This window comes from Allobosea sp. FG18 (assembly GCF_057809495.1).
Genome location: NZ_JBMDKB010000016.1, coordinates 63167 through 88544, shown reverse-complemented (window position 1 = coordinate 88544; position 25378 = coordinate 63167). Strand labels below are relative to the sequence as shown.

Sequence of the window (25378 nt, the reverse complement as noted above, 5' to 3'; positions counted from 1 at the left end):
GTCATTCCGGGGCTTCGCGCAGCGAAGAACCCGGAACCCACGACCGGGTGAGATCTACGCCAATGGCAATCGGGACCGCGCGCCCAGTCGTGGGTTCCGGGTTCGGGCCTGACGGCCCACCCCGGAATGACAAGAACGATCCGTCACACCCTCGTCACCTCGCCGGCACAAGGCACTGACCCCATGACCACGATGATTCAGGTCGAGAACGTCGCCAAGACCTTCACCCTGCACAACCAGGGCGGAGCGCGTCTGCCCGTCTTCGACAACGTCAATTTCCATGTCGATGCCGGCGAGGCGCTGGTGCTGGCGGGTGCCTCCGGCGCCGGCAAGTCGAGCCTGCTGCGCATCCTCTACGGCAACTACAAGCCGACTTCAGGCGCGATCCGCATCACCCATGCCGGCCGGCCCGTCGACATCGTCGCCGCCGTGCCGCGCACCGTGCTCGACATCCGCCGCCGCACGCTGGGCTTCGTCTCGCAGTTCCTGCGCGTGATCCCGCGCGTCTCGACCCTCGACATCGTCCGCGACCCGCTGCTGGCGCGCGGCGCCACGCCGGAGACCGCGACCGAACGCGCCAAGGCCATGCTGGCCCGGCTCAACCTGCCGGAGCGGCTCTGGAATATCGCGCCCGCGACCTTCTCCGGCGGCGAGCAGCAGCGCGTCAATATCGCCCGCTCCTTCGTCGACCCCTCGGCGATCATGCTGATCGACGAGCCGACCGCTTCGCTCGACGCCGCCAATCGCGACGTCGTCGTCGAACTCATTGCCGAGGCGCGCGCCGCCGGCTCCGCCATCGTCGGGATTTTCCATGACGAGGCGGTTCGCGAACGCGTCGCGACGCGCTATCTCGACATCACCGCTTTCCGGAAGGCCTGACGATGCAGACCGTTCTCACCAATGCCAGGTTGATCCTCGAGAACGAGGTCGTCACCGGCACGATCGCCTTCGACCGGACCGGTATCACGGCTGTCGACCAGGGCAACTCGTCCCTGCCCGGCGCGATCGATGCCGGCGGCGACTATGTCGCGCCCGGCCTCGTCGAAATGCACACCGACAACATGGAAAAGCATTTCATGCCGCGCCCGAAGGTCTTCTGGCCGAACGGGCTGGCGGCGGCGCTCGTCCATGACGCGCAGATGGCCGCGGCTGGCGTTACCACGGTCTATGACGCGGTCTGCGCCGGCACGCCCTTCTCTGCCAAGGACTATCGCAAGGACATCTTCGCGGACGTGATGAAGTCGCTCGCCTATGGCAAGAGCGAGAACGTCTTCCGCATCGACCACCGCATCCATATGCGCTGCGAGCTGACGAGCCCGCACCTGCTCGCCGACATCGCGCCCTATCAGGACGACGAGCTCGTCCAGCTCGTCTCGCTGATGGACCACACCCCCGGCCAGCGCCAGTGGCGCGATCTCCAGCACCTCAAGACCTATGCGGTCGGCAACGGCAAGACGGTCGCGGAGTTCGAGGAGGACGTCGAGGTTCGCCAGCGCGAAGGCGCCGCCAATGTCGCGAAGAACTGGCAGGCCGTGGTCGACATCTTCCGCGCGCGCGGCATCCCGCTTGCGACCCATGACGACACGATCCCCGAACATGTCGAGGAAGGCGTCGCCTCCGGCGCGGTGATCTCGGAATTCCCGACCACGGTCGAGGCGGCGGCCGCCGCCAAGCAGGCCGGCCTCGCGACGGTCGCGGGCGCGCCAAACGTCGTGCGCGGCGGCTCGCATTCCGGCGGCGTCTCGGTTTCCGAGCTCGCCGAGAAAGGTCTGCTCGATGGCCTGTCCTCGGATTACGTGCCCGCGAGCCTGCTGCAGGCCGTGGTCAAGCTCAATGCCGACCACGGCATCGCGCTGCCGGAAGCCATGGGCATGGTGACCTGGAAGATTGCCGATATTCTCGGCCTGCGCGACCGCGGGCATCTCAAGACCGGCCTGCGCGCCGATCTCGTGCGCTTCAAGGTGCTCGGCGCGACCCCGGTGCTGGCCGCGGTCTGGTCGCAGGGCGAGCGCGCATTTTGAGCAAGCCGCGCTACGCCGTCTATTACGCCCCCGCCGCCGACAGCGCCCTCTGGCGCTTCGGTTCGGCGGTGCTGGGCTATGACGCATTGACCGGCGAGGATCTGCCTTTCGCGATCCCGCCGGGCTGCGATCCGGCGACCTGGCCGGGCTTCACTGAAGAGCCGCGGCGATACGGTTTCCACGCCACGCTGAAGGCACCTTTCGAACTCGCCTATGGCCGCAGCGAGGAGCAGTTGCGCGCGTTCGCCCGCAATCATGCGGCCGGGCTCGACGCCGTGGAGCTGGAGGGGTTGAGCGTGACCGCACTCGGCTCCTTCGTCGCGCTGACGCCCTCCGCCCCGAGCGAGGCTCTGCAGCGCTTCGCCTTCTCGATCGTGCAAGCCTTCGAACTCTTCCGCGCGCCACTCTCCGAAGCGGACAAGGCGCGGCGCCTCAAGAGCCCGCTTACCCCGGCACAGCACGCCTATCTCGAAGCTTACGGCTATCCTTATGTCGGCGACGCCTTCCGCTTCCACATGACGTTGACCGGCTCCCTGCCGGGCGACCAGACGGGGCCGGTGAAGCAGGCTCTTGAAACCGCCGGTGCCGCGGCGCTGCCGGCCGAGCCTGTCAGGATCGATCGCTTCGCGCTGTTCAGGCAGGATGATCGCGCCGGCCGCTTCCGCCTGCTCGATTCCTATTCCTTCGGCTAGGAGCCATGTCGTCCGAGCGCGCGCAGGACGGCCAGAAGCTCCTCCGCTGCCTCGGCAACGCTGCGGTCGTTCAGAATCGTGACGATCTCCGCACGCTCCGCCGTCAGGGGCGCCTCGCGCTTCAGGCGAGCCGCGATATCGGCCTCGGCCTCTCGCCCGCGCGCCGCCAGCCGCTGCGCCAGCACCGCGACCGGCGCGGTAATGTTGAGCACCACCACCCGCTCCGCCAGCCGCTCCGCCGTCGCAATGGCTGCGCGCGAGACATTGACGATCACCACGCCGCCCGTGCCGATGCCGGCAAGCTCGGCCGCCGGAATGCCGTAGCTCAGCCCATGCGCCTGCCAGCTCAACGCCAACCCGCCCTGCGCTTCGATCTCGCGAAAACCCGTCTCGTCGCAGGAATCGTGATCCTCGGCCCCGGCCATGGCCGGCCGGGTGATCAGGCGGCGGGCGAAGCGATAGCCGGGATTACCGGCGAGGCCCGCCCGCGCCGCCTCCATCAACGTGTCCTTCCCCGCTCCGGAGGGACCGACCACGAGAACGAGCACGCCCGTCTGCACGGCGGGAATCGCGATATCTGGAGAGGATGAGGACATGGCTACGAAGAAACTGGGACTCGAACCGCTGATCGACCCGACTGCCCAGGTGAGGCAGGCGACGCTCGGCCGCTACACCGCGATCGGCGCGCGCACCGTCTTCGCCGAGTCGACGATGGGTGACTACTCCTATGTCGTGAACGACGCGAATGTCATTTACACGACAATCGGCAAATTCTGCTCGATCGCGGCAATGACACGGATCAATCCCGGCAATCATCCGATGCATCGCGCCAGCCAATCGCATTTCACCTATCGCGCCGCCGCCTATTTCGACGATGCGGAGGACGACGAAGCCTTCTTCGACTGGCGCCGGGCCCATGCCGTGACGATCGGCCATGATGTCTGGATAGGCCATGGCGCGATCGTTCTCGCCGGCCGGAGCATCGGCACGGGGGCGGTGGTTGCGGGCGGCGCCATCGTCACCAAGGACGTCGCGCCCTACACGATCGTGGCCGGCAATCCGGCAAGACCGATACGGCGACGGTTCACGGAAGAAATTGCGGAAAGACTGCAGAGCCTCGCCTGGTGGGATTGGGAGCATGCACGGCTGCGCGCCACTCTCCTCGATTTCCGGCACCTTTCGGTCGAGGACTTTCTCGATCGCTACGAAGCAGGCTGAGCGCCCCCCTGTCGTTGCGCATTTTGTCGCACGTGCCCCCCACGCAGGTTGGCTTCTGCTTCGCAATGCACAATAATGCGGAATAACTCGTATAAATTGATCCATATCAAAAAATGCACTCATAGGTTGTTAACCTCGAAGAGCCATGGTCGGTCTCCGGCGGGAACAGTTTCCGCCCGAGGCTGAGGACCTCCTGATGTCGGCACTGGATCATCTCGCCAAGCGGCTCGCCTTCATGCAGCTCGGCCCGGAGGCGCAGGCGCGCATACGCGACGTCGGTGATGCCCTGGGCTCGTCCGTTCCGGGCGCACTCGACGCCTTCTACAAGCAGCTGCGCGCCTTTCCCGAAACGAAGGCGTTCTTCAGCAACGAACAGCACATCGAAAGCGCCAAGCAGCGCCAGGGCAAGCACTGGAGTGGCATCGCCACCGGCACCTTCGACGAGCAATATGTCGGCGCCGTCACCCAGGTCGGAAGGATCCATGCCCGCATCGGGCTGGAGCCGCGCTGGTATATCGGCGGCTACGCACTGATCCTCGAAAAGCTGCTCGCCGGTGTGCTCGAAGCGCGCTGGCCCAGGAATGCATTGGGCAGGCGCATGCCCGGCGCCGAGGAGCGATCGGCCGAGATCGGCGCCATCGTCAAGGCGGCATTGCTCGACATGGACTATGCCATCACCGTCTATCTCGAAGCCTCCGAGGAGGCCCGGCTGAAGGCCGAGGCCGAGGCCCGCGCCCTCGAACAGGCCAAGGCGGCCGAGCGTGAGCAAGCCATCGCCTGCGTCAGCCAGAGCATGGCCGCGCTCGCCGAGGGCGACCTGACCTATCGCATGAGCGCCGAAATCCCGGCCGAATATTCCGAGATCCGCGACCATTTCAACGGCGCGATGGCGCGTCTCCAGGAGATGGTCGGCACGATCAAGGCGACCTCGGCCGCGATCGCCTCCTCCTCGCAGGAGATCAGCACCGGCGCCCAGGACCTCTCGATGCGCACCGAACAGCAGGCCTCGGCGCTGGAAGAGAGCGCTGCGACGACCGAGCAGCTCGCGGCTTCGGTCAAGACTTCGACGCAGGCCTCGCGTGAATCCGTTTCGCTCGCCGACGAAGCCCGCAATGTGGCGCGCACCGGCGGTGATATCGTCCGCGAGGCCGTCGAGGCGATGGCCCGGATCGAGGGTGCTTCGAAACGCATCTCGGAGATCACCGACGTGATCGACGGCATCGCCTTCCAGACCAACCTGCTGGCGCTCAATGCCGCCGTCGAGGCGGCCCGTGCCGGCGATGCCGGCCGCGGCTTCGCGGTCGTCGCCGCCGAGGTCCGGGCGCTGGCCCAGCGTTCGGCCGGCGCCGCCAAGGACATCACAGGCCTGATCTCATCCTCGGACGTAGAGGTCGCCGAAGGCGTCAAGCTCGTCCGCCAGGCGGGCGAGACACTCGACCGCATCGTCGCGGCCTCCGCAAAGGTCTCCAGCACGGTCGAGGAGATCGCCTCCGCCTCCAGCGAGCAGGCCAACGGCATCGACGAGATGAGCCAGACCGTCAGCCATATGGACGAGATCACCCAGCAGAACGCGGCGCTGGCCGAGGAAAGCGCCGCCTCGGCCCGCGTGCTGCTCGACCAGATCGAGCAGCTCAACCGGCTGGTCGCGGCCTTCCGGACCGAACAGAACGGGGCTGTCGGCAGCGCCACGATCCGGCGGCGCGCAGCCTAGCCTTCCCGGTCTGGCGGCAAACCTACCCGGCGAGCCGCCAGACCGAACTGCGCTTGATCTCGGCATCCTCCAGCGCGCGCGTCACCGGCACCTCATAGGTCGCGAGCGCTTCCAGCCTTTCGCGTGGCAGATAGCTGCGGCCGGGATCGCCGATCAGCACCGTTGCGCCTCGCGCCGACAGCCCGGACAACCAGCCGATGACGCGCTCGGCCATCTCGCGCTCGTAGCAGACGTCGCCGGCGCAGACGACGTCCCAGCCCTCGTCACGACCGATCAGGTCCTCACAGCGCGGCGTCACCGCGACACCGTTCGCCTCGGCATTGATGCCGATCGCCGCTGCAGCGAAGGCATCGATATCGCAGGCCTCGACCGGCGCCGCCCCGACCTTCGCCGCCGCGATCGCGACGAGGCCCGAGCCCGAGGCGAAGTCCAGCACCCGCCGCCCGGCGACGATTTCCGGATGATCCAGCAGATAGCGCGCCAAGGCTTGCCCGCCCGCCCAGGCGAAGGCCCAGAACGGCGGCGGCAGGCCGATCACGGCAAGCTCGTCCTCTGTCTTCTGCCAGAGCTCGGTCGCCTCCTCGGCGACATGCAATGCGAGCTCCGGCGCATACGGCACCGGCAGCAGCCTGGTGTGGGCGCGGATGAAGGCTTCGCGATCGAGGGCGGCGGCCTCGCTCATGCCGCGGCGTCCGGCGGGGCGCGGCCGAGCAGGCCGAGATAAAGCGCCTTTACTCCGTTCATCACGTCGCGCTCGGTATGCCCGTCGAGCAGGCGGGCGCGGGCGCTGTCGCCCATGCGCTCAACGAGGCGCGGAGCACCGGCGAGGGCGACGAGCGCCCGGGCGAGTGCCGCAGCATCGTCAGCCGGCACGACCATGCCGTCCTGCCCGTCGCGGACGAAGCTGCGGCAACCCGGCACATCGGTCGTCAGGATCGCCCGGCCGCAGGACGCGGCCTCCAGGATGGTGCGGGGCAGGCCCTCCCCGCCCCGCGAAGGCAGGATGCAGAGATGATGCGCCTTCCAGACACCCTCGATATCGCGCGTCGGCCCGGCCCAGGCGATGCCCGGCCGCGCCGCCCATTCCTTCAGCGTCGCCTCGGGGATAGCCTTGGGATTGGACGGGTCAGGCGCGCCATGGATGGTGAGCGTGACCTTGGCACCCTCGGCCCGCGCGAGCCGGACCGCCTCGACGGCAAGGTCGACGCCCTTGGACCAGAGCATACGCGCCACCAGCGCGACCTTGAGCGGCGGCGACGGCGGCATCGGCGAGGGCATCAGGATCAGCGGATCGACGCCGGCCCCGCCGACGATCACGACCTTCGTGGTGTCCTGCGGATCGAGCCCGAGGGTGACGGGGTCGTCTGGATTCTCGAACAAGAAGCGCACCTGCGGCCCGTCGATGGCGCCGCGCAGCCAGGTGATCGCCGCGAAGCGGGCCATCGCCGCGAGCGCGCCCTGTTTCGCGCCGAGGAAGCCGAGCCCGGTCAGCGCATAGACCCGGCGCTCGACGCCCGCCAGCTTGCCGGCAAGACCCGCGAGCGCGATCGGCTTCAGCGCGATACAATGCAGGATGTCTGGCTTCTCCGCCGCGATCAGGCGTTTCAGCGCCCCGATCTGCTTGAACAGCGCGCGCGGATCGAGGCTGCGCCGTTCCGCCTCCAGCCCGATCAGCCGCGCCCCGGTCGCCTCGATCACGCGCCGGTGGTTGCGCTCGCGTGCGATCACCGCGACATCGAAGCCGAGTTCGCGCGCCGCGCGCGCCATCGGCAGGAAATGCGAGGCGAAGAACCAGTCCTCGGTGACGACGAAAAGGAGTTTCGGGCGCGGCATCGCGCCATCAGGCCGATGCGGCGGCGAAGGTCAAGCCCACTGGCAGATCAGGGCCGCGCGGTCGCGACCGGCAGCACGCGAGCGAGCGCCGTCGGCGGATCGATCCGGCCGGCGCCATAGACCGGGTCGCGCCCGCGCGAGCCGAGATCGGTCGCGCTTTCGGCGAGCACCCGGCGGGCGCCATCCGAATCGAGCTCCGGCTGCTTTTCGAGCAGGAGCGCGACCAACGCCGTGACATGGGCGGCAGCGATCGAGGTGCCCGAGGTGAAGGCGTAGCGCCCGCCGGGCTCGGCCGTCAGCACGTCGACGCCGGGCGCTGCGATAGCAACGTAAGCACCGCGATTGGCGTCGCTGAAGACCTTGTCCTCGGCATCGGTCGCTGTCACCGCGATCACGCTCGGATCGGCGCCGGGATAGAGCGGAGCCGACCGCGCACCGCCATTGCCGGCGGCGGCGACGGTGATGACGCCGCGCTCCTTCGCGCCGGCGAGAGCCTTGGAGAGCAGGCGATCCTGCGGGCCAGCGAAGCTGAGATTGACCACCTTGGCGCGCTGCTGGACGACCCATTCGAGCGCGGTGACGATCTGGAACGACTTGCCGTTGGCGGAAGCCGCCTGCGGGCCGCCGAAGGCGCGGGCGACGATGAGGCGGGCCGCAGGCGCAATGCCCTGCAGCTCGCCATGGGCGACGATCGCCGTCGCCATCGAGGTGCCATGGGCATGCGGCGTCGCCAGCCCGTCGACCGCGTCGAGATAACCGAGGACCGAACCCCGGATCTCTGGATGCTCCATGTCGACGCCGGAATCGATCAGGCCGACCCGGATGTTGCGCCCCTGCGCAAACTTGCGCGCCTCGCTTAGCCGCAGCTTGTCGACCACATATTGCGGCGGCAGGATGCGCCGAACCGCCGCGCTACCCCGCGCCGCCGTCGTGGGGTCGGCCAGCCGCAGGCCCTGTGTCGGCGCACGCGTGCTCGCCTCCGAGGACGCGGTGGACGCGCCCGCCGGCGCGCCGGTGCCGGACAGCGAATCCTGCTGCAGTTCGAAGAGGAAGTTCGGCTGCGCCCCGGCGATATTGGTGTCGTCGCCCATCTCGGTGAGCACGGCGCGCAGGTCGCGTCCCGCCTCGAGCTTGGCCCGGATGATGGTGACGCCGGCGAGATCGAAGCGCTGGCGCGCAATCAATGTCGCGCCATAGCGGCGCAGCACGGTTTCCGCCTCGACATTGGGCGCGAGCTCGAACAGTACCTCGTCGGGCACGAAGCGGGTCTCGTCCAGGGCAGGGACGATGCTGCGCTGGGTCCGCGGCTGGAGCCAGGAGCCCGGCGGCACGCGCATCGAGCGATTGGTTCCGCCGGCCGATGGCTGCTGCGGGATCGTCGTCGGCGCGATCCGCTTGCCGTCGCCGCTCCCGACAGCCGTTTGGGCGGAAGCCAGCCCCGGCACGAGCGCCAGCACGCATGCGAGCAGGCCGGCACCGGCGAGGCACCGAACCGTGGATTTGCGGAGAGCAAACGGGGACGGCAGCATGACCTGACCCTCCTGCGACGACGACATCATGCCATGGCGCCTTGCAACCGCGCCAGCCGGATCACGGCGCCGGTGCGACGAAGCTGACGATCGCGCTCTCGCCCTTCATTCGCGTCGCGATCGCATCGAGCTGGGCGGAGGAGAGCGAGGCATCGCCGACGCGCACCTTGAAGAAGCCGTTGGCGCGCGGCCCGTCGACCACCGAGGCATCGAAACGCTTGAAGAAGGAGGCGATCTCGCCGGCCCGCGCCTCCGGCGAGAAGCTCAGCAACACATAGCTTTCCGAAGGCCGGGCGCCGGGAGCCGAGGCGGTCTGGAAGCCGGGGCCGCCATCACGCAGCGCAAGCCCGGTGATCGCCACGCCCTGCAGCGCGATCAGGGCGATGGCCCCAGCGCTGGCATAGGCGAGGCGGCGCGGCGACTGCGCGGCCAGAAGCCCGCCGAGCCAGCCGAGAAAGCCACGGCTGCTTTCCTGGGCGCGGGCTAGAAGAGGCACCGGACGGGCTTCGGCCTCGATACCGGCCATCAGCTTTTCGAGAGCGTTGTGAGAGGGAGCTCCGAGGCTCTCGTTGAGCAGCACCGTCTCGGCCATGTCGTCGCGGATGAGGTCGAGCCGGGCGGCGAGCTCGGCATCGGCGGCGAGCGCGGTCTCGACGCGGCGCTTGTCGGCGTCCGAGATCCGGCCATTGGCATAGAAGGGCAGCAGCTCCTCGAGCTCGCGGCGCTTCGGATCGCTGGCGATGCTGTCGTTCATCACGCCACTCCCTGGGCGGCGGGGCCGCGCCTCATGAAAACGGAAATCTTACGGCCAGCCGCGGTCGATGCCGGCTGCCTTGAGCATCTCGCCCAGCTTCTTGCGGGCGTGGAAAAGCCGGGTCTTGACGGTATTCTCGGGGATGCCGACGATCCGCGCGACCTCCTCGACGGAGGTCTCGTGGTAATAGACGAGGTCGATGACCTCGCGATGCTCGACCGAGAGCCGCTCGAGGCAGGCGCGGATGGCGAGACCCTTGTCCTGCTTCTGCAGCACGATCTCGGGGCCGTCGGCGTCGTCTTCGAGGCTTTCGGCATAGTCCTCGTCCAGCTCGGCATCGCGGCGCTTGCGCAGCAGCGACCAGGCCTTGTTCCGGGCAATGGCGAGCAGCCAGGTCGAGACCGAGGCGCGAGCCTCGAACCGGTCCGCCTGTCGCCACAGATCCATGAACACGTCACTGATCACATCCTCGGCAAGCGTCTCGTCGCGGACGAGCCGCAGCACGAAACGGTAGACCCGCACCTGATGCCGCGAAAACAGCACCTTCATCGCGAGCCGGTCACCAGAGGCGATCCGTTTGACGAGATCCTCGTCCGATTCCGTATGCATTGCCCCTCGAAGGCCAGGCATCCCGGCTCGCATCCGGTTGTCGCGGCGAGCGGGGAAAAGGTTCAACCCGGCGCGCACATTAATCTGCATGCGCGGATTTGCCGATAGGTCGGCGGGGATCGGAGAGGAGTTTTTTGCCCGAAAAGCAGCCATTGCGCGGCGCGGACGCTGCCAACACAGTTAAGCGGATATGAAAAGGGGCGCTCACGGCGCCCCAGATCGCATTCAGGTGTATGCGGAAATTCCTGGCCTCAGCGGCGCTTGCCGGCCGTGCGCATCTGCATGTACTGCACGGCTTCCAGCAGCACCTTGCGCGGACGCTCGGCATCGCGCTTGGCCTGTTCGGCCTTGCGGGCGACTTCGCGGGCGATCTCTTCCTGGCGCTTCTCTTCCTCGATGCGCGCACGCTCGATCGCTTCCAGGCGCTCCTTCTCGGCCCGGATCTTCGCCTTCTCGGCTTCGCGCTCGGCGCGAGCCTGGGCGATGGCTTCCCGCTCCTCGCGTCGCTGCACCATCACCGGGTCGTCGGCCTTCGGCCGGGCCTTGAAACGCTCGAGCAGCGCCTTCTTGGCATTGGCGGAATTGGACTGGCGGTCGGTAAAGCTGCGGTCGTTCGGGTTCTTCAAGGGTGATCTTCTCTCGGGTTGTTACGGGCGTTTACTCGGCCTGCGCGGGCGAGATAATCCAGATCCGGCCGGATTGGTATCGAAATCGACGCGCGGCAGCCCCGCTTCCAGCGCTTATCGGGCGGCAGGTCCTGCATACTGCACGCTTGAAACGCATGAGAACGGCAGGATCGGCACCCTTCAGGCGGGCGGGCCGGGTCCTGCATATGGGCAGCCCGCCCCGCCCTGTCAATGCAAACGGCCGGTGGCGGACGGTATTGGGGCTCGAAAAGCAGCTCTATGCTTTACAAGCGCCGCATTTTCCCCAACAGGCAGGGCGACTGCCGCAACAACGTCGTGCTCCCGTGAAGACGCCTCAGCTCTCCGATTTCCGTCGCATCGTCGTCAAGGTCGGCTCCAGCCTGCTGGTCGACCGCAGCCGCGGCCGCCTACGTCATGCCTGGCTCGCGGCCCTGGCCGAGGACCTCGCCGACCTGCACCAGCGCGGTGCCGACGTGCTCGTCGTCTCCTCCGGTGCGATCGCGCTCGGGCGCACCGTGCTCGGCCTGCCCTCCGGCCCGCTGCGGCTGGAGGAGAGTCAGGCCGCTGCCGCCGTCGGCCAGATCGCGCTCGCCCGCAACTGGGCCGAAGCGCTCGGCGCCCATGGCCTGACCGCCGGACAGGTGCTGCTGACCCTGGCCGACACCGAGCAGCGCCGCCGCTATCTCAATGCGCGCGCGACGCTAGGCCGCCTGCTCGACCTGCGCGCCATCCCGGTCATCAACGAGAACGACACGGTCGCCACCACCGAGATCCGCTATGGCGACAACGACCGGCTCGCCGCCCGGGTCGCGACCATGGCCGGCGCCGATCTTCTGGTGCTCTTCTCTGATATCGACGGGCTCTATACCGCCCCGCCCGCGAAGGATCCGGACGCACGGCATATCCCCGTCGTCGAGCGGATCACCCCGGAGATCGACGCCATGGCCGGCGGCGCGGCCTCCGAGCTCTCGCGCGGCGGCATGCGCACCAAGATTGAGGCCGGCAAGATCGCGGCGGCCGGAGGCACCCATATGCTGATCGCCGACGGCCGGGCCAAGAACCCGCTCGCCAGCGTCGCCGAGGGTGGCCGCTGCACCTGGTTCCTCACCGGATCGACGCCCGCCACCGCGCGCAAGACCTGGATCGCCGGCTCGCTGGAGCCGCGCGGTACGCTGCATCTCGATGCCGGCGCGGCCCGCGCGCTGCGCGGCGGCGCAAGCCTGCTGCCGGTCGGCGTCACGCGGATCGAGGGCGAGTTCGCGCGCGGCGACGCCGTGCTGATCCGCGATCCCGAAGGCCAGCTCCTCGGCCGCGGCCTCGTCGCCTATGACGCCTCCGACGCGGCGCTGGTGCTCGGCAAGGCCTCGCGCGATATCGAAGCCGTGCTGGGCTATCCCGGCCGCGCCGAGATGATCCACCGGGACGACATGGCGCTCGGGCTGGGCTAAGCTTCCTCACGGGCTGGCTTTCGCCAGCGAACCTTGGGCTTGAACGAGATGACCGGCGACAGCGCATTGCGCATCATCGCGACGAACGAGACGGCCGATGTCGGCCGCGTCATGCAGGAGCTAGGCCGCCGTGCCCGCACTGCCGCGCGCAAGGTCGCGCTCAGCCCGGCCGAACAGCGCAATGCGGCGCTCCTCGCCATGGCCGAGGCGCTGCGCGCCCGCACAGCCAAAATCCTCGCCGCCAATGCGCAGGACCTCGCGGACGGCAAGGCCGCAGGCTTGAGCGCTTCCTTCATGGACCGCCTCGCCCTCGACGAGAAACGCCTCGCGGCCATTGCGGACGCCGTCGCCGCGGTCGCCGACCTGCCCGATCCGCTCGGCCGCGTGCTGGCGGAATGGACCCGGCCGAACGGCCTGCGCTTCGAGCGTGTCGCGACGCCGCTCGGCGTCATCGCCGTGATCTTCGAGAGCCGCCCCAATGTGACGGCCGATGCCGGCGCGCTCTGCCTGAAGAGCGGCAATGCCGCGATCCTGCGGGCCGGCTCCGATTCCTTCCGCTCCTCGACCGAAATCGCCGCCGCGATGCGCGAAGGCCTGGAAGCCGCCGGCCTGCCCGGAGACGCGATCCAGCTCGTGCCGACGCGCGACCGCGCCGCGGTCGGCGAAATCCTCTCAGGGCTCAACGGCAATATCGACGTCGTCGTACCGCGCGGCGGCAAGAGCCTGGTTGCCCGCGTCCAGAGCGAGGCGCGCGTGCCGGTCTTCGCCCATCTCGACGGCAACTGCCATGTCTATGTCGATGCCAAGGCCGATCTCGCCATGGCCCGCGAGATCCTGCTCAACGCCAAATTGCGCCGCACCGGCGTCTGCGGCGCCGCCGAGACGCTGCTGGTTGACGAGGCCTGCGCCGCGACCCATCTCGCCCCGCTCGTCACCGCCCTGCTCGATGCCGGCTGCGCCGTGCGCGGCGATAAAGCCGCTCGCGCCGTCGATGCTCGCGTCACGACCGCCACCGAAGAAGACTGGGCAACCGAATATCTCGACCGGATCATCGCGGTGAAGACCGTGCCGGGCCTCGATGCTGCGATCGACCATATCGAGCGCTACGGCTCGCATCACACCGATGCGATCGTCACCGCTGACGAGGCCGCCGCCAGCCGCTTCCTCGCCGAGGTCGATTCCGCCATCGTCATCCACAACGCTTCGACCCAGTTCGCCGATGGCGGCGAATTCGGCTTCGGCGCCGAGATCGGCATCGCCACCGGCCGCATGCATGCGCGCGGCCCGGTCGGCGTCGAGCAGCTCTGCTCCTTCAAGTACCGCGTCCATGGCGCGGGCCAGACCCGGCCCTGAGGCGAAGCAGGACGCATGACGAGCGAGCTTACGCGCCTGCCGTCCCGGCTGCCCTCTTTTGCGCCCGGCCTGCGCATCGGCCTGTTCGGCGGCAGCTTCAACCCGGCCCATGACGGTCACCGGCTTGCGAGTCTGACCGCCCTGCGCCGGCTCCAGCTCGACCGGGTCTGGTGGCTGGTCACGCCCGGCAATCCGCTGAAGGACAATGCCAGGCTGCCCTCGCTAGCCGAACGCATCCACCAGGCGGAAAACGTCGCGGGCCATACCCGCATCGACGTCACCGGCGTCGAGGCGATGCTGCGCACGCGCTATACCGCCGACACGCTGCGCGCCTTGAAGCGGCGCTGCCCGGGCGTCAATTTCGTCTGGATCATGGGCTCCGACAATCTCGCCGGTTTGCACCGCTGGAACGAATGGCGCACTATTGCCCGGATGATGCCGATCGCGATCATCGACCGGCCCGGCTCGACCCACAGTGCCATGGCCTCGCCTGCCGCCAACTGGCTCTCGCGCTGGCGCCTGCCCGAAAGCCGGGCCGCGAGCCTGCCGCGCATGCAGCCTCCGGCCTGGGTCTTCCTGCATGGCAAGCGCTCAACGTTATCCTCGACGATGCTACGCCGGCAGGCCGGCCGCGATTGAACTCCGGCGCCTTCCGGCTTATTTTGGACCCATCGCGCCACACGCGCATCAGGATCGAGAGGATACGTCACTGACCCGTCAAACCCTTGGTGAAGCCGAGCCGAAGCCGCTTCCCCAGGCTGCCGTCGCGGACAATCCCTCTGCCGACAGCATCACCCTCGCCCTGCGTGTTCTCGAGGACATGAAGGCCGAGGACATCACGGTGATCGACCTCGTTGGCAAGACCTCGCTGGCCGACGCGATGATCATCGCCTCGGGCAACGTCAACCGCCATGTCGCCGCCATCTCGGATGCCCTGGTCGAAGCCCTCAAGGCTTCGGGACTGCCCACGCCCAACGTCGAAGGCGTCCCTGCCTGCGACTGGGTGCTGATCGATACCGGCGACATCATCATCCACGTCTTCCGGCCCGAAGTGCGCCAGTTCTACAATCTCGAGAAGATGTGGGGCACCGACCGGCCGAACGAACGCCTCGACAGCTGACGTTCGCTTCGCATGCGGCTCGCGGTCATCGCCGTCGGCCGGCTCAAGGATGGGCCGGAACGCGAACTCTGCGAGCGCTATCGTGAGCGCGGCCTCGCGCTTGGCCGCGGCATCGGCCTCAGCGGTCCCGACATCGTCGAGATCACCGAGGGCCGTGGCCGCCGCCCCGAGGAGCGCAAGCGCGAGGAAGCCCAAGCCATCCTTGCGAAAGTCCAGCCCGGCCTGATCATCGCGCTCGACGAGCGCGGCCGCCAGCTCGGCAGCGATGCCTTCGCCACCCGCCTCGCCACCGCCCGCGATTCCGGCACCGGCCATGCCAGCCTGATCATCGGCGGTGCCGACGGCCTGAGCGAGGAGATCCGCGACAGGGCTGACATCACGCTGGCTTTCGGCGCGCTGACCATTCCGCACCAGATCGTGCGGGCGCTCGTGCTTGAGCAGCTCTATCGCGCGATGACGATTATCTCCGGCCACCCCTATCATCGCGTATGACCTTGCTGATTCGCCCCGGACTGCGCGGCCTGTGCCTTGCCGCCCTGCTGGCGAGTTCGGCCGCCGCCCTCGCCCAGGCGCCCCAGCCCGACCCGGAAGCCCTGCAGCGCGAGGCGATGCAGAAGCTCGTCGAGAAGCAGGCCCGCGAAAGCGAGCTCAAGGCGATCGAGCAGCGTCTCGCCGGAAATACCGAGGCTCGCGCGAATCTCGAAAAGGAAGTGGCTGCGATCCGCGCCGATCGCGCCGCCCTCAACAAGGCGTTGCTCGACACCACCGCGAAAACCCAGACCGCCGAAGAACGCTTGGGCGCGCTGGAAAACCGGCTCGGCCTGCTGCAATCCAGCGAAGCCGCGATCCGGCGCTCACTCGAGGGCCGGCGCAACCTGATCGCCGAAGTGCTGGCCGCGTTGCAGCGCATCGGCCGGCGCCCGCCACCCGCCGTGCTGGTCCGCCCCGAGGATATCCTGGAAGCCGTGCGCGCCTCGATGCTGCTCGGCGCCGTCGTGCCGGACCTCCGGCAGGAGGTCGAGATCCTCGGCACCGACCTCGCCGAACTCGTGCGGCTGCGCCAGGGCATCGCCACCGAAAAAGGCCGGATCGGCACCGAGATGGAGCAGATCGCGGCCGAGCGCCAGCGCCTGGCCTCCCTGATCGAGGCGCGGCGCGAGCGCGAGGCCAGCGCCGCCAGGGATGTCGAGCAGCAAGCCGCTCTCGGCAAGGAGCTCGCCGGCCAGGCCCGCTCGATGCGGGATTTCGTCGAGAAGATCGAGAAGGAGATCTCCGTCGCCAACAAGGCGGCCGAAGCCGCCCGTCAGGCCATCGAGCAGGAGACCCGCGAGCAGCGCGAGCGCATGACGGCGCTAGCCTTCAAGGATCCGGCGCGGCTTGCCCCCAAGATCGCCTTCGCCGAGGCGAAGGGCCTGCTCTCCCTGCCCGTATCGGGATCACGATTGCGTGGTTTCGGCGATCCTGACGGTGCCGGCGGCACCATTCGGGGGATTTCTCTGGAAACCCGCGCCAACGCCCTAGTTTCGGCGCCTTCCGACGCTTGGGTAGTGTATGCGGGACCGTTCCGTTCGTTCGGGCAACTCTTGATCCTGAACGCCGGCGGGGGGTACTACATCTTGCTAGCCGGCATGCAGCGGATCGATGTCGCGCTCAATCAGTTCGTGCTGGCGGGCGAGCCGGTTGCGACGATGGGCGAAACGTCGGAAGCTGCCGCGACGACTGTAGGGGTGGGAACCGGGCAGCCGGTTCTGTATATCGAATTCAGGAAAGACGGCGTCTCGATCGACCCGACGCCGTGGTGGACGAAATCGCAAGGCGAAAAGGTTCGCGGATGATGCGCAAGGTTTCCCTCGTTCTCGCCGGCGCCATCATGGGCGCGGGCCTGACAGGACTGGCTACCCAGACGAGGCTGCTGTCCTCGACCAGCGCGGTCGCGGCCTCGGCCGAGGTCTATCGCAGCCTCAACCTGTTCGGTGACATCTTCGAGAAGATCCGCACCGACTATGTCGACAAGCCCGACGAGCAGAAGCTGATCGAGGCCGCCATCAACGGCATGGTCTCCTCGCTCGACCCGCACTCCTCCTATCTCGACGCCAAGTCCTTCCGCGACATGGACACCGACATGCGCGGCCAGTTCGGCGGCCTCGGCATCGAGGTGACGATGGAGGACGGCGTCCTCAAGGTCGCCAAGCCGATCAGGGACACGCCCGCTTCCAAGGCCGGCATCCTCGCCAACGACATCATCCGCCAAATCGACGGCGCCGAGGTGAAGGGCCTGTCCCTGACCCAGGCGGTCGAGAAGATGCGCGGACTGATCAACACCCAGGTCACGCTGAAGATCGACCGCCCCGGCAAGACCGAGCCGCTCGAATTCACCCTGACCCGCTCGACCATCGTCGTCCCGGCCGTCGAGGAGCGTGTCGAGGGCGATATCGGCTATATCCGCATCGGCACCTTCTCCGAGCAGACCTATGACGGCCTGCGCAAGGCGATCGAGAAGACCACGAGCGAGATCGGCGCCGACAAGCTCAAGGGCTACATCATCGACCTCCGCAACAACCGCGGCGGGCGCCTCGACCAGTCCGTGCTGGTCTCCGACGCCTTCCTCGATCGCGGCAAGATCGTCTCGACCCGCGGCCGCAACGCCGAGGAGACCCAGGTCTTCAACGCCAAGTCGGGCGACCTGACCAAGGGCAAGCCGGTCGTGGTGCTGATCAACGGCTCGTCCGCCTCGGCGGCCGAGATCGTCGCCGGCGCCCTGCAGGACCACAAGCGCGCGACCGTGATGGGCACGCGCTCCTTCGGCAAGGGCTCGGTTCAGACCGTGATCCCGCTCGGCGCGAACGGCGGCCTGCGCCTGACCACGGCGCGCTACTACACGCCGTCGGGCAACTCGATCCAGGCCAAGGGTATCACGCCCGATATCGAGATCCAGCAGGAGATCCCGCAGGAGATCAAGGACAAGCTCGTCGAGAACAAGGGTGAAGCCGCACTCAAGGGCCATCTCAAGGCCGGCGAGGGCGAGGAGCAGTCCGGTTCGAGCTCCTATGTCCCCTCCGACGCGACCAAGGACACCCAGCTCGTCGCCGCGCTGAACCAGCTCCGCGGCGTCAAGAAGGATGTCGCGGCCCCCGCCGACAAGCCCGCGACGCCCGAAGCGCCCAAGCAGCCGAACTGAGCCTGCGGGCTTCCGAGGCGACAGGCCGAGAGCCGGTCCGGCGCTCGTTTCCAGATCGATAACGCGTGACCGATCGGATTGCGATGCAATCTGATCGGCGCGTACTCTGACGCGCGGGCTGCTGATTCGGGTCCGCGTCGCAATTTCGAGGACGGCCTCTCTCGGCCGATACGCCGCTGACGGAGCTCAATCGACCGCTCGGCCAGGATCGCCCGGCGGCCTCTGGCAGGCCCTGGGGACGTTGGCTCGCGACGGCGGCGGCCGGCAGCGTTGGCGTGGCCATTCTGGGGCTCGTGCTGACAGTGGCGCTGCGCCGCGATCCCGATGGCGGCGAGCCGATCGCAGTGGCCTCGATCGAGAAGCGTTCTGCCCCCGTCTCCTCCGCCCCCGCCACCGCCGATCCCGCGGCTGCCACGCCCCGCGGGCCTGCCACCGCCGCCCAGCTCGAGAACAGCGCAGGGGTGACCGTGGTACGCGTCGGCGAGGACGCTCCGGAAGCCATCGTCATCACCATTCCCGACACGGCGCGCACGATCAAGCTCGCGACGGCCCCCGACAATCGCCTGGTCGAGCGCTCGCGTTACGGCCTGCTGCCGAAATCCGGGCCCGAAGGTGCGACGCCGGCCAAGATCTACGCCCGCCCGCTCGGCCCGGAACCCGCGACCAAGCCGGTCGGCCGTATCGCCATCCTCGTCGGCGGGCTCGGCATCAGCCAGAGCGGCACGGCCGACGCGATCGCGAAACTGCCGGCGCCGGTCTCGCTCGCCTTCGCGCCCTATGGCGCCGAACTCGAACGCACCGTCCAGCGCGCCCGCAGCGAAGGCCATGAGGTCTTCCTGCAATTGCCGATGGAGCCCTTCGACTATCCCGACAACGATCCCGGCCCGCATACGCTGCTGACCGGCCCGAAGGCGCCCGACAACCTCGACAAGCTGCATTGGGCGCTCGGCCGCTTTACCGGCTATGTCGGCATCGTCAATTTCCTCGGCGGCCGCTTTACCGCGGACGAAAGCGCGCTCTCCCCTGTCCTGCGCGAGCTTGCCGGCCGCGGCCTGATGGTCGTCGACGACGGCTCCTCCGCGCGCAGCCTGCTCGCCGGCTCGGCCGACCGCGCCCGCATCCCCTCCCTGAAGATCGACCGCGTCATCGACGGCGTCACCCGTGCCGACGCGATCGACAAGGAACTGGCCGCGCTCGAAAACCTGTCGCGCGAGCAGGGCATTGCGGTCGCAGCCGCGAGCGCCCTGCCGGTCTCGATCGAGCGGATCAACCGCTGGGCGCAGTCTCTGGAAGCCAAGAAGATCGCGATCGTTCCCGTCAGCGCCGCCCGCGACTTCCGTTCGCCCAAGAGTACCGGGTCGATCTCGACCGGATCGATCAAGACCACCGGATCGCTGCAATGACCGACAAGGCCCCCGAAGGCTACCGTCCCTGCGTCGGGCTCGCCCTCTTCAATGCCGAGGGCCTCGTCTTCGTCGGCCGGCGTGCCGACAAGACCAAGCGCGAGCATGTCGCGCCCGGCCATGCCTGGCAGATGCCGCAGGGTGGCATCGACGAGGGCGAGACGCCGCTGGAGGCCGCGCGCCGCGAACTCGCCGAGGAAACCAACGTCACCTCGGTCGAGCTTCTCGCCGAGGCGCCGGGCTGGCTCGCCTATGATCTGCCGGTCGATATCGGCAAGGAAGCCTGGAAGGGGCGCTGGCGCGGCCAGGCGCAGAAATGGTTCGCCTTCCGCCTCATCGGTTCCGAGGACGAGGTCGACATCCTGACCCCGGCCGGCGGGCACAAGGCCGAGTTCGACGCCTGGCGCTGGGCGCGTCTCGACGAGACCCCGGGGCTCATCATCCCCTTCAAGCGGGAGGTCTACCGGCAGGTCGCGCAGCATTTCGCGCCCTTCGCGGACGCCTCCGGCAAAAGGCGCTGAACGCGCGTCAGCCCATCGTGTAGACGACCCGCACGACCCAGTAGCTCTGGTAGAGGATATGCACGCTGGCGAGCGCGATATGGACCCAGCGCCGTGCGGAAACATATGCGACGAGACAGAGTGCCAGTCCGATCGGGACCTGCACGAGATAGTCGCCGCTGAGCTGGCTCCAGTGCTCGTTGCCCTTGATCAGGGTATCGACGACATCGAGCACGAAGGTTGCCGCCAGCAAGCCGAAGAACCAGTGCCGCCGCCGGATGAAGAAATCCTCGTAGCCGGCATATTCGGCGATATTGTCCGGGAACAGCAACGCCGAGATCAGATAGAGCACGACGGCATAGCCGATCAGGAAGAGATAGGCGCCGAAGCTCCAGACCGGGATGCGCGACAGGCCGAACTCCCACCACCAGAACAGCACGAGTTCGAGCAGGATCGAGCCGACCCAGAGCATGTGGAGCAGCGAGACCCGATACCGCCCGGGATGCTGTATGAAGCCGGCGATCCCCGCCAGCATCCGCGTGATGCCGAGGCCGATGACCATGCCCATGACGATGCGGACATGGGTAAATATTTCATGCGGCGAGACGGTCTCCATGCTTCGTGCTTAGAGCATGCCGCTTTTTCGCGGAAGCACCGTCATTCCGGACCGTCCGGTTCATCAATGTCGGCGCAGTCGGTCGAGGACCTCGCCATGCTGGCCGAGCTGCCGCTTGCCACGACGCAGCGATGGCCGGAATGGATCGTCAGCTCCCGGCCGTCCCAATCGGTGATCGCGCCGCCGGCATTGCGCACGATCGGCGCCATCGCGCAGTCGTCGGACGGGTCGAGCCCGCCATAGACGCTGATATCGAGTGCTCCACCCGAGACGCGGCCATAGGCATGGCAGGTTAAGCCGGCGTCAGCCCGAAGACCGCCTGTGCCGTCTGACCGGCCTTCAGAGCCTCTTCCCATTTCGCTTCCAGCACCAGCCGGGCCTCGGCATCGGCGATGCGGCTGCGGATCGTCGCTGGCGTCAGCGCCACCAGCCCGTCATCGTCGCCGATCAGGAGATCGCCGGGCGAGACGATCGTACCGCCGATCGTGACCGGGCGGTTGATCTCGCCCCGCTCCGCCGAGGACGGGCCGCGCGGCGTCACCGAGCGGGTGAAGACCGAGAAATCAGTCCAGCCGGCGAGCGTCCCGACATCGCGGATCGCCCCGTCGCAGACGAGGCCGACCGCGCCCTTACGGCGGATGTGACCGCCGAGGATCTCGCCGATCATCGCGCTCTCCGCATGGCCCGCCGCCGCGATGACGAGGACATCGCCGGGGCCGATAATGTCCATTGCCCGCACAACCGAGCCGAAATCCGGCGCCTCGCAGAAGGCGGTAACCGCGCGCCCGAACAGGCGCGGCTGCTGTCCGGGCGGCATCAGCGGGCGGATCGCCGGGTCGATCTGATTGAGGTTGCGGCCGAGATCGACCGCGACCGCGACGGGGATCGCCCGCCAGCGCGCAATCTCGGCCTCCGTCAGGTCGCTCTTCGGAGCGGGATAGATGATCACGGGCATGGTGCGGTCCTCAGCTATCGGTATCGGATGGGTAGGCTTCGCTCAGCCGCCTGCGCGCGACCCGAGATGGGCCTTCAGGACACGGCCGAGCGCCGTGATGCCGGCCACGAGCCGTTCGTCCGTCTGGGTCGAGTAGCTGAGGCGGGCATGGTTCGGCCGCTGGTCGAGCGCGAAGAAGGTCGCGCCGGGCACATAGGCGACGCGGGCCTCCGGAAGCGCGTGGTCGAGCATGAAGGCAGCGGCATCGAAGCCTTCCGGGAAGGTCAGCCAGGTGAAAAGCCCGCCGCTCGCATCCGTGCAGGCGATCTCCTGCGGGAAGCTCCGCCGGATCGTCTCCAGCATCAGGTTCTTCTTGTGGCGATAGGCGCTGCGGATCGCGGCGATATGCGCGTCGATGTCGTATTCCGCGAGGAAGCGAGAGGCGACCGCCATGTTGAGCGTGCTCGTCTGTGTATCGGCCGCGAGCTTGAGCAGACCGAGCTGCTCGATCAGCTCGGTCGAGGCGACAGCCCAGCCGAGCCGGAGGCCCGGCGCCAGGATCTTCGAGAAGCTGCCGAGATAGATCACCCGACCTTCGGTATCGAAACTCTTGATCGGCGGGATGCGCTCGCCCTCGAAGCGGATCTCGCGATAGGGCGAATCCTCGAGAATGATCAGGTCATGGGCGTTGGCGATCTCGACCAGGCGCTTACGCCGCGCCAGGCTCATGGTGACGCCGGTCGGGTTCTGGAAATCCGGCACGGTGTAGATGAACTTCGCGCCCGGATTGGCCTTCAGCGCTGCGTCGAGCGCTTCGACATCCATGCCGTCCTCGTCCATGCCGACGGTGACGTAGCGCGGCTCGCAAGGATTGAAGGCGATCAGCGCACCCAGGAAAGTCGGGTCCTCGACGACGATGATGTCGTCCTTGTCGATCAACAGCTTGGCGACAAGATCGAGCCCCTGCTGGCCGCCCTGGAGGATCAGGACCTCGTCATCCGAGCAGGAAACGCCGTCGCGCGTCATCCGCTCGGCGATCTGGCGACGCAGCAGCGGCATGCCGTTCGAGACGGTATATTGCAGCGCCTCCTGCCCGTTCTCAGCCAGCGTCTTGCGGAAGACCTGGTCCAGCCCCGCGATCGGAAACAGCGAGGCGTCGGGATAGCCACCGCCGAAGGAGATCACGCTGGGATCGGCGCCCAGCCGCAGCAATTCGCGGATGGCTGATGGCTTGACCCGGCTCATCCGGGCCGCAAGGCGATGCGTCATGGTGTAACTCTCCGGCACTCAGGCAGCGACGTTCAGCTCGACGGCGCCGATGCCTTCGAGTTCGAAGCGATAGGTTTCGCTTTCGGTCGGGAAGCGGGTGGTGACGAGGCTGCCAGTCATCACGATCTCGCCGGACTTCAGGCTCTGCCCCTTTGCGGCCAGCGCATTGGCGAGCCAGGCGAGCGGAGCGAACGGGTGGCCGAGGGCGTCCCGGCCATAGCCGCGGTCGACCTCCGTCCCATTGCGGCTGATCGTTCCCGAGACGGCGTCCAGCACCGGCCAGTCGCGGCAGAATGTCGACAGGATGACGCCGCCATTCCAGGAATTGTCGGCCACCAGCGAAAGCACGTCGAGCTCGGCATAATCGGCGGCCCGGTCGTCGACGATCTCGATCGCGGCGCAGACGCCGGCGACGTGCTCCGCAATGCTCTCCTGCGTCCAGGCCGGGCCTCCGACGGGAAGATCGCTGCCCATGCGCACCGCGATCTCGAATTCGAGGCCCATGCGGCCATAATCGGTGGTTGCGAGGCGGGCGCCGGAGTGATGCAGCCGGTCGGCCAGCACGACGCCGGCGATCGGGTGGCCGATGCCGCACATCGCCTGCATGCGCTGCGAGGTCAGGCCGATCTTGTAGCCGACGGGAGCGCCGCAGCGCGGCTTCAAGAGTGAGACATAGCGCTCCTGCACCGCATAGGAATCGTCGAGCGAGGTGATCCCGTTCGCCGCGGCGAAGGGCCGGAACTTTTCGTTGCGGTCATGCTCGTCGATCAGTCGCCGCGCCAACCCGTCCCTGTCCGTCATCCCATCCTCCTGTCCCGGCGCTACTGATGCCGGGGTGAAACGATCGATTCCCAAAAGCCCTAGGCGGCGGCCATGATCTCGGCGAAGCGCCGGACCGCCGGAGTTATGCGTTCCGGCACGGTATTGCCGAAGCCGAAGACGAACCCCGTAGCCGTGCGATCCTGCAAGCGGTAGCGCGACAGAGCGGGCGCATCGATGCCGCGCTGGCGTGCAGCGTCGGTAACGGCAGCGTCGTCCAGCGGTCCCAGCGCATGGGCCGTCAGATGCAATCCCGCGGTGACGTCGGGGATGAGGAGCCGATCGCCGAGAGCCTGCCTGAGGGCATCGACCAGGATCGTCGCCCGCTCGCGATAGATGAGCCGCATGCGCCGGACATGCTTTGCGAGAACGCCGCGTCCCATGATGTCAGCCACCATCTGCTGCAGCGGCGGCGGCAGATAGCAGGAAAACACCAGCTTCGCGCGATAGAACAGCTCGACCAGATCGGGCGGCAGCACCAGATAGGTCAGGCCGAAGGACGGCGAGAAGATCCGGTTGATATTGCCGATGAAGATGACGCGCTGATCGGCATCGAGCGAGAGCAGCGAGGGGAGCGGCTGGCGGTTGATGCCGATCGGGCTGCTGTAGTCGTATTCGATTACCCAGGCGTTCCGGGTTCGGGCCCAGGCCAGCAGCGAGAGCCGGCGCTCCATCGACATCGTCGAGCCATAGGGAAACTGGTTGGTCGGCGAGGCGATCACGATCCGGGCGTCGTCCGTCTCCGGCCCGAAGCGATCGGTGCTGAGGCCCTCCAGATCGACGCGCTGCGGCAGGATGCGGGCGCCGTTGGCCACCATGGCGGCTGTCCGCGTCGGATAGCCGGGGTCCTCGATGACGACGCCGTCGCCGGGATCGAGCAGCAATTGCGCCAGCAGGATGAAGGCCTGCGTCGTGCTGGCGACGACGGCTATCTGCTCCGGCCGGCAAGGCACGCCTTCGTATTCGCCCAGATATTTCGCGATCTGCTGGCGCAAGGCGGGCAGGCCCAGCCGCTCGCTGAAATTGAACTGCGGCCAAGGCTCCGAGCCCCAGTATTCGGCGGTGCTGCGGCTGATGTCCGCGAACGGCAATTCGTCGAGCGCCGGCAGCAGGGGGCTGAGATCATAGCCGAGCTCGCGCTCGCTCGGCAGCGCCAGCCCCATCAGGGCATTGCCGCGTGCGGCCAGCACACGCGGTTGCCGGGGTGGCTGCGGAGTGGGCGACGGCTCGCCGATCCGGCGGTGCATGTCTTCGGGCAGATCCTTCTCGATATAGGTGCCCGCCCCCGTGCGTCCATGCGCGTAGCCTTCGTTCTTCAGGCGGTTATAGGCGAGCACGATGGTCGAGCGGGAGACGCCGAGCTCGTCTGCGAGCTTGCGCGACGGCGGCAGGCGGACGCCGCGCGGGATCGCGCCAGCAACCACCAGCACCCGTATCTGCCCGGCGATCTGGTCGAAGAGCGGCTCCGGCCCGTCCGGCGCGACCGCGATCGTATTCCAGAAAGGGTAGTTGAAGCTCGCGTTCATATCCTGTCGCGGTCGGGGCGGGTCCGGTCGGTAGCTCTCGGCGATTGAGCGGCGCGTCGCGCGAGCGGTCAAGCATGTCACCGGATTGGTATGCTAGACTCGAAAGAATTGGTACTTGAGGCTGTTTTTAGCCGTCGGTACCGTCCCTGCCAATCGCGATCGGACAAAGCCGGTCATCCAGCGCAAGCGGAGGGGAAA

General features: G+C 67.8%; 27 protein-coding genes. 14 read left to right on the top strand and 13 right to left on the bottom strand.

Annotated elements, in window-relative coordinates; all coding sequences use genetic code 11:
* Window positions 1–183: 183 nt before the first annotated feature.
* The 3 genes from phnL to ACODTJ_RS18075 are packed head-to-tail and all read left to right on the top strand — an operon-like array spanning window position 184 to window position 2713.
* Window positions 184–879 carry a phosphonate C-P lyase system protein PhnL gene (phnL, locus tag ACODTJ_RS18085; RefSeq protein ID WP_454655202.1) on the top strand — a complete coding sequence of 232 codons (696 nt, stop codon included), beginning with the start codon at window positions 184–186 and terminating at the stop codon, window positions 877–879.
* A 2-nt stretch (window positions 880–881) separates the two neighbouring features.
* Window positions 882–2021, top strand: coding sequence for an alpha-D-ribose 1-methylphosphonate 5-triphosphate diphosphatase (locus ACODTJ_RS18080; protein ID WP_454655200.1), 1140 nt, complete (start codon window positions 882–884; stop codon window positions 2019–2021).
* Window positions 2018–2713, top strand: a complete 696-nt coding sequence (locus ACODTJ_RS18075; RefSeq protein ID WP_454655198.1) for a DUF1045 domain-containing protein — start codon at window positions 2018–2020, stop codon at window positions 2711–2713. The genes ACODTJ_RS18080 and ACODTJ_RS18075 overlap by 4 nt, the downstream gene beginning before the upstream one ends.
* On the opposite strand, the gene phnN is transcribed toward ACODTJ_RS18075, so the two are convergent.
* A complete protein-coding gene (phnN, locus tag ACODTJ_RS18070) occupies window positions 2710–3273 on the bottom strand; it encodes a phosphonate metabolism protein/1,5-bisphosphokinase (PRPP-forming) PhnN (RefSeq protein ID WP_454655196.1) in 564 nt (187 codons plus the stop codon). The genes ACODTJ_RS18075 and phnN overlap by 4 nt on opposite strands.
* A gap of 34 nt (window positions 3274–3307) precedes the next feature.
* Here phnN and ACODTJ_RS18065 point away from each other — a divergent pair, with 34 nt between their 5' ends.
* Together ACODTJ_RS18065 and ACODTJ_RS18060 are read left to right on the top strand one after the other, a co-directional pair.
* Entirely contained in the window at window positions 3308–3931 is a 624-nt protein-coding gene (locus ACODTJ_RS18065; protein ID WP_454655194.1) for an LbetaH domain-containing protein, read from the top strand.
* Between the two features lie 196 nt (window positions 3932–4127).
* On the top strand, window positions 4128–5642 hold the full coding sequence (locus ACODTJ_RS18060) for a methyl-accepting chemotaxis protein (protein ID WP_454655191.1): 1515 nt from the start codon (window positions 4128–4130) through the stop codon (window positions 5640–5642).
* Between the two features lie 22 nt (window positions 5643–5664).
* Here ACODTJ_RS18060 and ACODTJ_RS18055 read toward each other — a convergent pair whose 3' ends face one another.
* The 6 genes from ACODTJ_RS18055 to ACODTJ_RS18030 all read right to left on the bottom strand — a co-directional run bounded on the left by ACODTJ_RS18055 (window position 5665) and on the right by ACODTJ_RS18030 (window position 10993).
* Window positions 5665–6324, bottom strand: a complete 660-nt coding sequence (locus ACODTJ_RS18055; protein ID WP_454655189.1) for a class I SAM-dependent methyltransferase — start codon at window positions 6322–6324, stop codon at window positions 5665–5667.
* Complete coding sequence (locus tag ACODTJ_RS18050; protein ID WP_454655187.1) at window positions 6321–7475, bottom strand: glycosyltransferase; 1155 nt, start codon at window positions 7473–7475, stop codon at window positions 6321–6323. The genes ACODTJ_RS18055 and ACODTJ_RS18050 overlap by 4 nt, the downstream gene beginning before the upstream one ends.
* Window positions 7476–7522: 47 nt before the next feature.
* The gene (locus ACODTJ_RS18045) at window positions 7523–9004 is read right to left on the bottom strand and encodes a S8 family serine peptidase (protein ID WP_454655186.1); all 1482 of its coding nucleotides are present in this window, start codon (window positions 9002–9004) and stop codon (window positions 7523–7525) included.
* Between the two features lie 61 nt (window positions 9005–9065).
* Window positions 9066–9758: a hypothetical protein gene (locus ACODTJ_RS18040; protein WP_454655184.1), complete on the bottom strand. Its 693-nt coding sequence runs from the start codon at window positions 9756–9758 to the stop codon at window positions 9066–9068.
* A 48-nt stretch (window positions 9759–9806) separates the two neighbouring features.
* Window positions 9807–10367, bottom strand: a complete 561-nt coding sequence (locus ACODTJ_RS18035) for a sigma-70 family RNA polymerase sigma factor (RefSeq protein WP_454655183.1) — start codon at window positions 10365–10367, stop codon at window positions 9807–9809.
* A gap of 251 nt (window positions 10368–10618) precedes the next feature.
* Entirely contained in the window at window positions 10619–10993 is a 375-nt protein-coding gene (locus ACODTJ_RS18030; RefSeq protein ID WP_454034762.1) for a DUF6481 family protein, read from the bottom strand.
* Window positions 10994–11337: 344 nt separating this feature from the next.
* Here ACODTJ_RS18030 and proB point away from each other — a divergent pair, with 344 nt between their 5' ends.
* From proB to ACODTJ_RS17985, 9 genes are all read left to right on the top strand, one after another.
* Window positions 11338–12462: a glutamate 5-kinase gene (gene proB, locus ACODTJ_RS18025; RefSeq protein WP_454655181.1), complete on the top strand. Its 1125-nt coding sequence runs from the start codon at window positions 11338–11340 to the stop codon at window positions 12460–12462.
* Between the two features lie 111 nt (window positions 12463–12573).
* Complete coding sequence (locus ACODTJ_RS18020; RefSeq protein WP_454658939.1) at window positions 12574–13815, top strand: glutamate-5-semialdehyde dehydrogenase; 1242 nt, start codon at window positions 12574–12576, stop codon at window positions 13813–13815.
* Window positions 13816–13830: 15 nt separating this feature from the next.
* The gene (locus ACODTJ_RS18015; RefSeq protein WP_454655180.1) at window positions 13831–14454 is read left to right on the top strand and encodes a nicotinate-nucleotide adenylyltransferase; all 624 of its coding nucleotides are present in this window, start codon (window positions 13831–13833) and stop codon (window positions 14452–14454) included.
* Between the two features lie 70 nt (window positions 14455–14524).
* Complete coding sequence (rsfS, locus tag ACODTJ_RS18010) at window positions 14525–14935, top strand: ribosome silencing factor (protein ID WP_454658938.1); 411 nt, start codon at window positions 14525–14527, stop codon at window positions 14933–14935.
* A 12-nt stretch (window positions 14936–14947) separates the two neighbouring features.
* Entirely contained in the window at window positions 14948–15427 is a 480-nt protein-coding gene (gene rlmH / locus ACODTJ_RS18005; protein WP_454655178.1) for a 23S rRNA (pseudouridine(1915)-N(3))-methyltransferase RlmH, read from the top strand.
* Window positions 15424–16770, top strand: a complete 1347-nt coding sequence (locus tag ACODTJ_RS18000; protein ID WP_488849558.1) for a murein hydrolase activator EnvC family protein — start codon at window positions 15424–15426, stop codon at window positions 16768–16770. Before rlmH ends, ACODTJ_RS18000 begins: the two co-directional genes overlap by 4 nt.
* Window positions 16770–18113 carry a S41 family peptidase gene (locus tag ACODTJ_RS17995; protein WP_454655172.1) on the top strand — a complete coding sequence of 448 codons (1344 nt, stop codon included), beginning with the start codon at window positions 16770–16772 and terminating at the stop codon, window positions 18111–18113. Before ACODTJ_RS18000 ends, ACODTJ_RS17995 begins: the two co-directional genes overlap by 1 nt.
* 275 nt (window positions 18114–18388) lie before the next feature.
* Window positions 18389–19516: a divergent polysaccharide deacetylase family protein gene (locus tag ACODTJ_RS17990; protein ID WP_454655170.1), complete on the top strand. Its 1128-nt coding sequence runs from the start codon at window positions 18389–18391 to the stop codon at window positions 19514–19516.
* Window positions 19513–20037 (top strand): RNA pyrophosphohydrolase, encoded by a 525-nt coding sequence (locus tag ACODTJ_RS17985; protein WP_454655168.1) that lies wholly within the window; start codon window positions 19513–19515, stop codon window positions 20035–20037. The genes ACODTJ_RS17990 and ACODTJ_RS17985 overlap by 4 nt, the downstream gene beginning before the upstream one ends.
* 7 nt (window positions 20038–20044) lie before the next feature.
* On the opposite strand, the gene ACODTJ_RS17980 is transcribed toward ACODTJ_RS17985, so the two are convergent.
* From ACODTJ_RS17980 to pdxR, 6 genes are read right to left on the bottom strand one after another with little or no spacing between them, the layout of a single operon-like run.
* Window positions 20045–20632 (bottom strand): hypothetical protein, encoded by a 588-nt coding sequence (locus ACODTJ_RS17980; RefSeq protein ID WP_454655166.1) that lies wholly within the window; start codon window positions 20630–20632, stop codon window positions 20045–20047.
* 41 nt (window positions 20633–20673) lie between these two features.
* Complete coding sequence (locus ACODTJ_RS17975) at window positions 20674–20988, bottom strand: inositol monophosphatase family protein (RefSeq protein WP_454655164.1); 315 nt, start codon at window positions 20986–20988, stop codon at window positions 20674–20676.
* Window positions 20925–21587, bottom strand: a complete 663-nt coding sequence (locus ACODTJ_RS17970; RefSeq protein WP_454655162.1) for an RraA family protein — start codon at window positions 21585–21587, stop codon at window positions 20925–20927. The genes ACODTJ_RS17975 and ACODTJ_RS17970 overlap by 64 nt, the downstream gene beginning before the upstream one ends.
* Window positions 21588–21629: 42 nt before the next feature.
* Window positions 21630–22835 (bottom strand): aminotransferase-like domain-containing protein, encoded by a 1206-nt coding sequence (locus ACODTJ_RS17965; protein WP_454655160.1) that lies wholly within the window; start codon window positions 22833–22835, stop codon window positions 21630–21632.
* An 18-nt stretch (window positions 22836–22853) separates the two neighbouring features.
* Window positions 22854–23636 (bottom strand): 2-keto-4-pentenoate hydratase, encoded by a 783-nt coding sequence (locus ACODTJ_RS17960; RefSeq protein ID WP_454655158.1) that lies wholly within the window; start codon window positions 23634–23636, stop codon window positions 22854–22856.
* A gap of 59 nt (window positions 23637–23695) precedes the next feature.
* On the bottom strand, window positions 23696–25180 hold the full coding sequence (pdxR, locus tag ACODTJ_RS17955; protein ID WP_454655156.1) for a MocR-like pyridoxine biosynthesis transcription factor PdxR: 1485 nt from the start codon (window positions 25178–25180) through the stop codon (window positions 23696–23698).
* Between the last annotated feature and the right edge of the window lie 198 nt (window positions 25181–25378).